The sequence below is a fragment of the Streptomyces amritsarensis genome, from assembly GCF_001953875.1.
In the GTDB taxonomy this organism is placed as follows: Bacteria; Actinomycetota; Actinomycetes; order Streptomycetales; family Streptomycetaceae; genus Streptomyces; species Streptomyces amritsarensis.
This window is the reverse complement of record NZ_MQUR01000162.1, coordinates 1-9,590: the sequence shown is the minus strand read 5'-3', so window position 1 is coordinate 9,590 and position 9,590 is coordinate 1. Positions and strand designations below refer to the sequence as shown.

General features: G+C 74.2%; 6 protein-coding genes. 2 read left to right on the top strand and 4 right to left on the bottom strand.

The genetic code is table 11. The features are described 5' to 3' along the window. Positions 1 to 52 precede the first annotated feature (52 nt). The 4 genes from AVW11_RS34630 to AVW11_RS34615 form a co-directional block, all read right to left on the bottom strand. Positions 53 to 1,759, bottom strand: a complete 1,707-nt coding sequence (locus AVW11_RS34630) for an LCP family protein (protein WP_240528339.1) — start codon at positions 1,757 to 1,759, stop codon at positions 53 to 55. Between the two features lie 61 nt (positions 1,760 to 1,820). Then, on the bottom strand, positions 1,821 to 3,545 hold the full coding sequence (locus AVW11_RS34625) for an LCP family protein (RefSeq protein WP_060181160.1): 1,725 nt from the start codon (positions 3,543 to 3,545) through the stop codon (positions 1,821 to 1,823). Positions 3,546 to 3,768: 223 nt separating this feature from the next. Next, entirely contained in the window at positions 3,769 to 5,010 is a 1,242-nt protein-coding gene (locus AVW11_RS34620; protein ID WP_076047002.1) for an LCP family protein, read from the bottom strand. Positions 5,011 to 5,185: 175 nt separating this feature from the next. After that, entirely contained in the window at positions 5,186 to 5,935 is a 750-nt protein-coding gene (locus AVW11_RS34615) for a TIGR03089 family protein (protein ID WP_060181162.1), read from the bottom strand. Positions 5,936 to 6,074: 139 nt separating this feature from the next. Between AVW11_RS34615 and AVW11_RS34610 the strand changes: the two genes are divergently transcribed. Both AVW11_RS34610 and AVW11_RS34605 read left to right on the top strand, forming a co-directional pair. Continuing rightward, positions 6,075 to 7,460 (top strand): peptidoglycan recognition protein family protein, encoded by a 1,386-nt coding sequence (locus AVW11_RS34610; RefSeq protein ID WP_030846639.1) that lies wholly within the window; start codon positions 6,075 to 6,077, stop codon positions 7,458 to 7,460. Positions 7,461 to 7,852: 392 nt separating this feature from the next. After that, on the top strand, positions 7,853 to 8,851 hold the full coding sequence (locus AVW11_RS34605; protein ID WP_030846642.1) for a DNA-3-methyladenine glycosylase family protein: 999 nt from the start codon (positions 7,853 to 7,855) through the stop codon (positions 8,849 to 8,851). Positions 8,852 to 9,590 lie beyond the last annotated feature (739 nt).

Below are 9,590 nucleotides of genomic sequence, written 5' to 3'. Positions count from 1 at the left end.
GCGGAGGCTGCGAGCGTACGCAGCCTCCGCGCCGGGCCCCTTGCGTCTCCTGCTACCAGGTGAAGCCGGGCTGGATCGGCATGCAGGCCTGGTCGTTGTCGCCGTTGAGCGCGTGGGCGGAGTCCGGGGCCTTGGTCGGGGCCGCCGGCGGCGGGGTCGGCGTGCCGCCCGTCCGCCAGTCCTTGCCGACGAACACGACGATCCCGGCGACCTGGTCGGACTTCTGCACCGAGGCGGCGGGCAGGCCGAGAGCGGTGGCCACGGCGGCCGCGTCGGCCGCCTGGGCGTCGGTCGCGTAGCGGATCACCGAGGTGTCCTCGGCGCCCGTCTGGGTGTCGGCGACGACCCTGGTGAAGCCCTTGCCGGTCAGCAGGGCGGCGACCTCGCTCGCGCGGCCCTTCACCTTGGCCTGCGTGCCGTCCTTGCCCCCGGTGGAGTTGCGGACGGTCACCGCGATCTTCGCGGGCGGGGCGGCCGTGGCCGCTGCCGTCGGGGCCCCGGTCGGCTGCTGCTGGGCCGGGGCGGACGGCGAGGCCGGTGCGCCCGGGCTCGCGGAGGCCGCCGGGGAGGCAGAGCCCTGGCCGTCGAGGGCGATGTCCTCCCGGACCATCCGGAACAGGTCCTCGGCCTCGCCCGGCTTGGGCTCGACCCGGCCGTCCAGACCGGGCTTGGTGCTGTAGACCCACGGCATGGTGGTCATGGTGATCCGGCCCGGCGGGACCTTCTTCAGCTCCATGCTGAGGTCGAACAACTTGTCGATCTTGTTCAGGCCGGTGTCCACGACCATGGCCTCGATCGCCGCCTGGGCCAGGCTGTTGAGCTTGACCGGGTTGCTGAGCTTGGCGTTCTTGCGGAACTCCCGGGCCATCGAGTTCATGTACTGGTGCTGGGCGTGGGTACGGCCGATGTCGGTGCCGTCCTCGAAGCCGTAGCGGGTGCGCAGCCACTGCAGGGCCGTCTCGCCCTGGATGACGCTCGTGCCCTTGGGCAGCTTCAGGCCGGAGCCCTTGCCGTCCCGGGTGCGGGAGTGCACGTTCTGCTCGACGCAGACCGGGACGCCGCCGATGGCGTCGGCCATCCGGACCACGCCCTTGAAGTCGATCATCATGAAGTGATCGATGGGTATCTTGGTCAGCTCGGTCCAGGCGGCGACGGTGCAGCCGGGTCCGCCGCGCTGGATCGACTCGTTCGTCTGGACGAGGCCCTTGCTCGCCGGGTGCACCTTGCCGCCCGGCTCGGTGCACTTGGGCATCATCAGCATCGTGTCGCGCGGCATCGAGACGACCGAGATGTTGCTGCGGTCCGCGGACAGGTGCAGCAGCATCTGGACGTCCGCGAGCGGCGGGCCGTCGAAGGTGTCCGTGGCCCCGCCGAGGGCCTGGTTCTCCGCGTCGTTGCGTGCGTCGGAACCGATGAGCAGGATGTTCAGCGGGGTCTGCCCGAAGGCGTTGGGCTTGGAGCCGCCCAGCTTGTTCTCACCGAGGTTCAGCGCGTCCGTCTGGATGCTGCCGTTCAGGTGCCGGTAGTAGAGGTAGCCGGCCGCCGCCGTCCCGAGTATGAGCAGGGACAGGACGCAGGAGACCCAGCGCAGTACGCGCCTGCGGCCCGACCTGGGCGGACGGACACCGCGGGCCTTGCGGGCCGGCCCGGAGCCGCCCCTCGGGCGGGGCACCGTGCCGGGCGCGCCCGCCCCGCCGCCGGGTATGTCCCCGTCGGCCTGGGTGCTCGCCCCCTCCTCCCGCACGTCGCTGGGCCTCACGCGTATCCCCCTCAAGGTCCTTCTGGTCGTTGGTGTGCCCGGTGCGACCGGGCGCGTGCCGCTACTTGGCGCAGACGGCCTTGTCGGCCTGGGCCTGCTGGACGTCCTTGGGCAGCTCCTGCGGCACCGGCGGCGCCAGCGGGGTGCCCGGCTTCTGGAAGTCCGGTCCCAGGGTCAGCTTCATCGGGGTCTTCGCCGCCGCGTCCGTCGTCCCCATCTTCAGCGCGGTGGCCGGCAGCCCCAGGGCGTCCGCGAGCGCACGGGCCTGGTCGGCCTGGTTGGGCGCGTACTCCAGCAGGGTGGCGTCCACCTTCGACGGTGCGTTGCCCTGGTTGCTGGCCTTCGACATCCCCTTGGTGTTCTGCAGCCAGCCGAGCGTGGTGGAGGCGGCGCCCTTGGGCCCGCCGCCGTTGTAGACGGCCACCCGTACGTCCCCCGCGGGCGCCCGGTTGCCCTGGAGCAGCGCGTCCTGCTTGGCCTTCGCGTCGGCGTCGGCCGCCTCCTTCGCGGCCTGCTCCTTCTTCTCGACCTCCGTGAGCGAGACGTCCCCCCGGATCATCTGCAGCAGCGGCTCGGCCAGGGCCTGGTTGACCACGACGGTCGCCTTGACCTTCTCGGCCGGGTTGTCGAGCACCGGCAGGGTGGTGAAGGTGATGTTCTTGAGGTCGATGTCCTTCAACTCGCCCGCGAGGTCGGTGAGTTTGTCGATGGAGCCCAGCCCCTGGTCCACCGTCAGCGACTTGGTGGCCGCCTCGGCGAGCGAGAAGAACTTCTTCGGACTGGTCAGCGTCTCCTTGGACTTCATCTCGCGCATCATCGAACCCAGGAACTGCTGCTGGGTCTTGATGCGGTCCAGGTCGCTCTCGTTGCCGAAGGCGTGCCGGGTGCGTACGAAGGCCAGTGCCTGCTCGCCCTCCAGCCGGTGCTCGCCCTGGGGGAGCTTGAGCTTGGAGTCCTCGTCGTCGACGGCCTTCTCCAGGCACACGGGCACGCCGCCGACCGCGGTGCTGAGCGTCTTCACCGCGTTGAAGTCGACCATCATGAAGTTGTCGACCTCTATGCCGGTGAGGTCCTTGACCGTGCGCATCGTGCAGCCCGCGTCACGGCCCTCCTGGCCCAGGCTGGTGTTGAAGCGCACGCCCTTCACGCCGCGGACCGTCTTGGTGGTGCCGTCCGGCTGCTTGGTCGGGCAGTCCGGGATGTTGGTGATCAGGTCGCGGGGGATGGACAGCGCGGTGGCGTTGGAGCGGTCCTTGGCGATGTGGAACAGGATCGTGGTGTCGGCGTGGCCGACGCTGTCCTTGTCGCCGTAGCCCTCGTTGCCCGCACCGCTGCGCTTGTCGGTGCCGATGACCAGGATGTTGATGGCCTGGTCCTTCTTGAACCCGCCGGTGCCCGCGCCCGCGATGTCGGTGACGCTGAGGTTGCCGTTCAGGTGGTCGTAGTAGAGGTACGCCGCCGCGGCGCCGCCGACCAGCAGCAGCGCCAGCGTCCCGCTGGTGATCAGCAGGGCCTTCTTGCGGCGCCCGCCGCCGCTGCCGCCCTTGCGCGGGCGGCCGCCCCTGCGGCCGCCGGGCGGGCCGTCGCCGCGGCGGGGACCCGGCACGCCGGGGGAGGTGGTGGGGGCGGCGGGTGCCGACGAGGATCTGCGCGGGGCGGCCACCTTGGGCCGCTCTTGCGCTGCGGAGTCGTTCAATTGCAGCTCGTAGTGGCCGGTGCGGGGATTGAGCACCCACTGGTCTGCGGGGTCGATCTCGTCCGCCCGCCCACGGCTTTGCGCATCCACGGTTGCTCGAATCCTCCGTCGGGTGCCTCGCGACGCGCCTCCCCAAGGCGCACGGTCAACGATCCGGCTGCTGGTACCCGGTCTCCGGTCCGGCCGGGCACCGGATCGCTCACCTTATCCGTCCTGTTCGGCCGCAAACCATGGTGGTGACAAATTCCACTCCCCTTATAACGGGGCGAAGCGCCCATCCCACTCGGTTCGGTCACCGGCTTTTGGGATTGCTTTACCGGCACCCTGTGTTCCCTGCGGTCGTTCCTGTGAAAGTAGGGATGGGCGCGGAGGGGGTCGGGGTTCCCTCTCCGGCCGAATTCCCTTCCCCGATCGTGCCACTGGCGCTTCCGGTCGGGGTCGGGGCGGCCTCCCCGGCGGCCCGGGTCGCCGCGGAAGCCGTCGGCTCCGGCGGGGTCACCGTCACCGGTTCGTCCTCCCGCAGCTGCCGGAACAGCCGCTCGGCGTCCGGTTCCACCAGCTCGTCCCGGTTGGGGTTCGGCGCGTAGGGGCGGCGCGGCACGGTCAGGAACGTGATGCGGTCGGTCGGTATGCCCCGCACGCCCCGTACGAGTTCGTACATGTTGCGCAGCGACGCCAGTCCGGGGTCGGTGGTCAGTGCGGAGGTGGCGGCGTCCAGCAGCGGGTACAGGCGCGCCGGGTTCAGCAGAACGCCGTTGCTCTGCACCTTCTTGACGAGCGAGCCGAGGAACTGCTGCTGGCGCTCCATCCGTTCGGTGTCGCTGCCGTTGCCCAGGCTGTGCCGGGCGCGTACGAACCCCAGTGCCTGTTCGCCCCGCAGGGTCTGCCGGCCGGCGGGCAGCTTCAGCTTGGCCTGCACGTCGTCGATCGGCTCCTTGAGACACACCTCCACCCCGCCGAGGGCGTCGACCATCCGCTTGAACCCGCTGAAGTCGATGACCATGTGGTGGTCGATCCGGATGTCCGTGAGCTTCTCCACGGTCCGGATCGTGCAGGCGGCCCCGCCCCACTCGAACGCCCAGTTGAACTGCGCGAAGGAGGCGCCGGTGCGGGTCCCGTCCGGCTGCAGGCAGGCGGGGATCTGCGTCATCAGGTCCCGGGGTATCGACACCGCCGTAGCGCTCCTGCGGTCCTGCGGCAGGTGCAGCAGGATCGTGGTGTCCGAGCGCTGGGTGCCCTTGTCCCCGCCGTAGCCGGCGTTGCCCTTGCCCGAGCGCGAGTCGGAGCCGATCAGCAGGATGTTCCGGGCACCCGTGGCGAGGGGGGCCGGACGTTCGCGCTCGTAGCGCTCCAGCTCGGCGGCGGCCGAGGTGTCCTCGGTGATGTTGCCGTCGAGCTTGTTGTAGAGCCACCAGCCGGTGGCCGCCCCCACCAGCACCAGCAGGGTCAGCCCGAGGCCGACCCAGCGCAGCAGCCGGCGCCTGCGGGTCCACGGAGGCCGTCGCCCGCCTCCGGCCGCATCGCTGCCGCCCGGTATGCCTGAGCTGTCCGTCACTGGCGTGCGTCCCCTCGCCGCTGCGAGCAGCCGTACGGGTGAGCACGGCCTCTGCCGATCCTGCCCCCGGAGTGCCGGAGCAGCCCGGGGGCGGGGTCGTGTCTAGGGCCATGCGGGTGACAGATCGGCCGTTCCCGAGGATTGATCAGTCCGGGTGACCGGCCGCGCCCCGGTGTCAGACCGTGTGGGTGACGCGCTCGCTCTCGGTCCGCTGGGCCAGCGCCTGCGCGGACAGCCGGTCCAGGTTCCGGCAGAGCACCACGGAGGCTCCCGCGGCCAGCGCGGCGTACAGCCCGGCGGACAGCCCCTCCCAGGTGTCGTAGCCCAGCCCGGTCAGCACCCGTGACCCCTCGCCGAGGCCGAGCTTCGCCGCGTCCTCGCGGGCCCGGGCGACCAGCGCCGTGTGCGAGAGCTCCTCGCCGCCGACGATCAGCGCGGGACCGTCGGGCTGCACCGGGACGAAGGGGGCGAAGCGGTCGCCCTGCCCCGGCACCTCGACCGCGTAGTCCGCGAACCCGGCCGGGGGCTGCGGGAAGCGACCGCCGAGCGGCCGCAGCGCCAGCGCCACCCGCTCGCCGCCGCACTCCAGCGCCTCCTCCAGCGTGTCCGGACCGCTGACGACGAGATCGGCGTCGCCCGGGTGCCCGCCCACCGAGGCCACGACCCCGACCGAGTCGCAGGCCAGCAGCCACACGGCGCTCTGCCAGTGCGCCGGGAGCAGCAGCGCGAGCCGGTCGCCGGGCTCGGCGCCCAGGTCGCCCTGGAGCAGGTTCGCGGTCTTGGCCACCCAATTGGCGAAGGTCGCGACGGACAATTCGACGCGTTCGCCGGTGGCGTCGTCGTAGAAGGTGACGAGCGGGCGGCCCGGATCGGCGGCGAGCGCGGATCGCAGCAGGTCGGCAGGGGTGCGGTCAATGGCGTTCACCCGGCACAGGGTACGCGGGGCCCTCCTCCGTACGGGGGTCCGCGGCTCCTCCGTACGGGGGAGGGGTATGCGCGGTGCAGCGGACGGAGCATCAGATCTCGGATGGCGCCCCGGGGTGAGCGTGCCCACCATCCTTGTCATGCGTGGATTCCTTGCTTCCTCGATCGGCGTCGCGACGGCCGCCGTACTGGCCCTGCCCCTCGCGCTCCCGACTCCGGCACTCGCCGAAACCGTCCCCGTGACCCCGGCCGGGTCCACCCAGTCGCTGCCGCTCGTCCCCATGGGGCCCGCGGCGGCCCGCACCCCCGGCGTCCCCGGAATGAGCGCCTCGCCCCGCGGCCCCGAGACGCAGGGCCTGCCCGCCCGCGAGGTCAGGACGTTCTCGATGGTCGGTGTCGTCTGGGACGACGTCACCGCCCAGCTCAACGGCCGCGTCCAGGTCCGCACCCGCTCCGTCCGCACCGCCACCTGGTCCGACTGGCAGGACGTCGAGGTCCACAACAGCGAGCACGCGGCCGACCCCGACGCGGCGGAGCGCGACTCCGGCCGGGTCCGCGGCGCCACCGCCCCGCTGTGGGTCGGCGAGTCCGACGGCGTGGAGGTCCGCGTCCAGGCGGAGCTGGACGCCCCGGCCACCCGCGCGGGCTCCCGGCTCCCCTCGGGCATGCGCATCGAACTCGTCGACCCGGGCGCCGCGGCCGCGGCGGGGTCCTCGGACGGCAAGAACAGCGGCCCGGCCGACGACAAGGGCGAGATGGTCGCACCCGGCCTGACCATGGAGATGGCCGAGGCCTCCGCGGCGAACATGCCGCACGCCTCGCTCGGCGCGAACGAGATCACCGAGCTCAACAAGGCCGACTCCACCGCCGACGCCGTCTTCGCCGGCGAGGGCGCACTCGCCGCGGCGGCCGCCCCGTACATCGGCCCGCGCCCGCGGATCGTCACCCGCAAGGGGTGGGGCGCGGACGAGTCCCTGCGCGAGAAGGCCTTCGCCTACACCAACACGGTCAAGGCGGCGTTCGTCCACCACAGCGCCTCCGGCAACAACTACGCCTGCAAGGACGCCCCGGCGGTGCTGCGCAGCCTGTACCGCTACCACGTGGTCAGCAGCGGCTGGCGCGACTTCGGCTACAACTTCGCCGTCGACAAGTGCGGCACGGTCTACGAGGGCCGCGCGGGCGGCGTCTCCAAGCCGGTCCTCGGCGCGCACACCATGGGCTTCAACACCGACAGCATGGGCGTGGCGGTGCTCGGCACCTTCACGAACTCGGCGCCCCCGTCCGCCGCCGTCGACGCGGTCGCCCGCCTCACCGCCTGGAAGCTCGGCCTCTTCGGCCGGGACCCGCGCGGCAAGACCACCCTCAAGTCGGGCGGCGGCAACCGCTACCCGAAGGGCAGGAACGTCTCGATGAACGTCATCTCGGGCCACCGGGACGGCTTCGCGACGGAATGCCCCGGCAAGCAGCTGTACGGCAAGCTCCCGACGACCCGCACATCCTCGGCCAAGCTCCAAGGCCGCCCCTAGCCCCCGCCCCCGGGCCCCGGCCCCCGGCCTACGCCCAGGCCGCCCGGCCTCGGCCCGGGGCCCCGGCCCGCGCGCAGGCCGTCCGGCCCCGACCGCAGGCCATATCCCGGCCCCGACCCTGGGGCCCCGGCCCGCACCCAGCCAGTCCGGCCCCGCACCCGGGCCGCCACCGGGCCCGACCCCGGGGCCCCCGGCCCGCACTCAGGCCGCCCGGCCCCAACCCCGGGGGCCCCGACCCCACCCCTGTGGCCCCCGGCCCCGACCGCGGGCTCCGCCGGCCCGCCCCGTTGGCCCCCGGCCCGCGCCCAGGCCGCCCGCCGGACCACGGGTACCCGGGCCGGGCGGCAGGGCCGGACGGGGCCCGGTCTCGGCGGCCGGGCTAGGCTCGATCCATGGCCGGCCGCTTCGACCCCCTCAACCGGACCGTCGTGCGCGGCGGACGCACCGCCGTACCGCCGGGGCGGGGGAGCAGCGTCGGCGTCGGGGGAGCGGCACGCCGCTGGACCCCCGACGGCCCCGTCGACCTCGGCCTCACGCTCGGCCCGCTCCGGCGCGGCCCCGGCGACCCCACCTTCCGCACCACGCCCGACGGCTCCGTCTGGCGCGCCACCCGCACCCCGGACGGGCCCGCCACCCTCAGGGTCTCCCGGACCGGCACGGAGATCGACGCCGAGGCCTGGGGCGCCGGCGCCGCATGGCTGCTCGACCGGCTGCCCGTACTGCTCGGCGCGGCCGACGACCCGGCGGCGTTCGTGCCCCGCCACCGCCTCGTGCACGCCAGCCACCGCCGCCGCCCGGGCCTGCGCCTGACCCGCACCGGCCTGGTGCTGGAGTCCCTGATCCCCACGGTCCTCGAACAGAAGGTCACCGCCGACGAGGCCTACCGGGCCTGGCGCCGCCTCGTACGGCAGTACGGCGAACCCGCACCCGGCCCCCACGGGCAGAACCTGCACGTCATGCCGGACCCCCGCACCTGGGCGATGATCCCGTCCTGGGACTGGCACCGGGCCGGCGTCGACGCCAAGCGCTCCGACACCATCGTCCGGGCCGTACGCGTCGCGAACCGCCTGGAGGAGGCGGCGGCCATGGACCTGCCCGAGGCCGCGCGCCGCCTGGAGGCCGTTGTCGGCATCGGCCCGTGGACCTCCGCCGAGACCCTCCAGCGCAGCAACGGGCACCCCGACGCCGTCACCACCGGTGACCTGCACCTGCCCGGAATCATCGGCTACGCCCTCGCCGGCGACCGCGACGCCGACGACGCCGCGATGCTGGAGCTCCTCGCCCCGTACGCCGGCCAGCGCCACCGGGCGGCCCGCCTCGTCCTCCTAGCGGGCCGCACCCCGCCCCGCCGCGCGCCCCGCATGTACCGCAGCGACATCGGCCGCTTCTAAACCGTCTCCACCGCATGGCGCCCCCCCGCCCCCGGCTTACGGCCCGCCCCCGGCCTGGTCCCGCCGCGGCGTGCGGCCCCGCTCAGCGGCCCGGCCCCGTTCCGGCGGCCGGGTCTCGCCCTCGGCGGGCGGCCCCGTTGCGGGCGGTCTGGTCCCACCCGGGCCGTGCGGCCCGCCCCCGGCCCGGTCTCGCCTGCGGCGTGCGGCCCGCCCCAGCGGACAGGTCCCACCTGGGGCGCGGCCCCCTTCCGGCGGCCAAGCCCCGCCGCGGCGGTTTCGTCCCACCCGGGGCGCGCAGCCCGCTCCAGCGGACTGGTCCCACCCGGGCGGGCGGCCCCGCCCGCGGTCTGGTCTCGCCCGCTGCCGGCGGCCCGTTCCGGGGGCCTGGCCCCGCCCGCGGCGGGCGTGCGGCCCGCCCCCTGCCTGGCCTCGCCCGGGGGCGTGCGGCCCCGCTCAGCGGCCCGGCCCCGCTCCGGCGGCCGGGTCTCGCCCGCGGCGTGCGGCTCCGCCGCGGCGGTCTGGTCCCACCCAGGCTGTGCGGCCCCGCCCCCGCCCTGGTCTCGTCCGCGGCGTGCGGCCCCGCCGCGGCGGTCTCGTCCCACCTGGGGCGTGCGGCCCCGCCCCCAGCCTGGTCTCGCCCGCGGCGTGCGGCCCGCTCCGGCGGCCTGGCCCCGCCTGCGGCGTGCGTGCGGCCCGGCCCCGCCTGCGGCGTGCGTGCGGCCCGGCCCCGCCTGCGGCG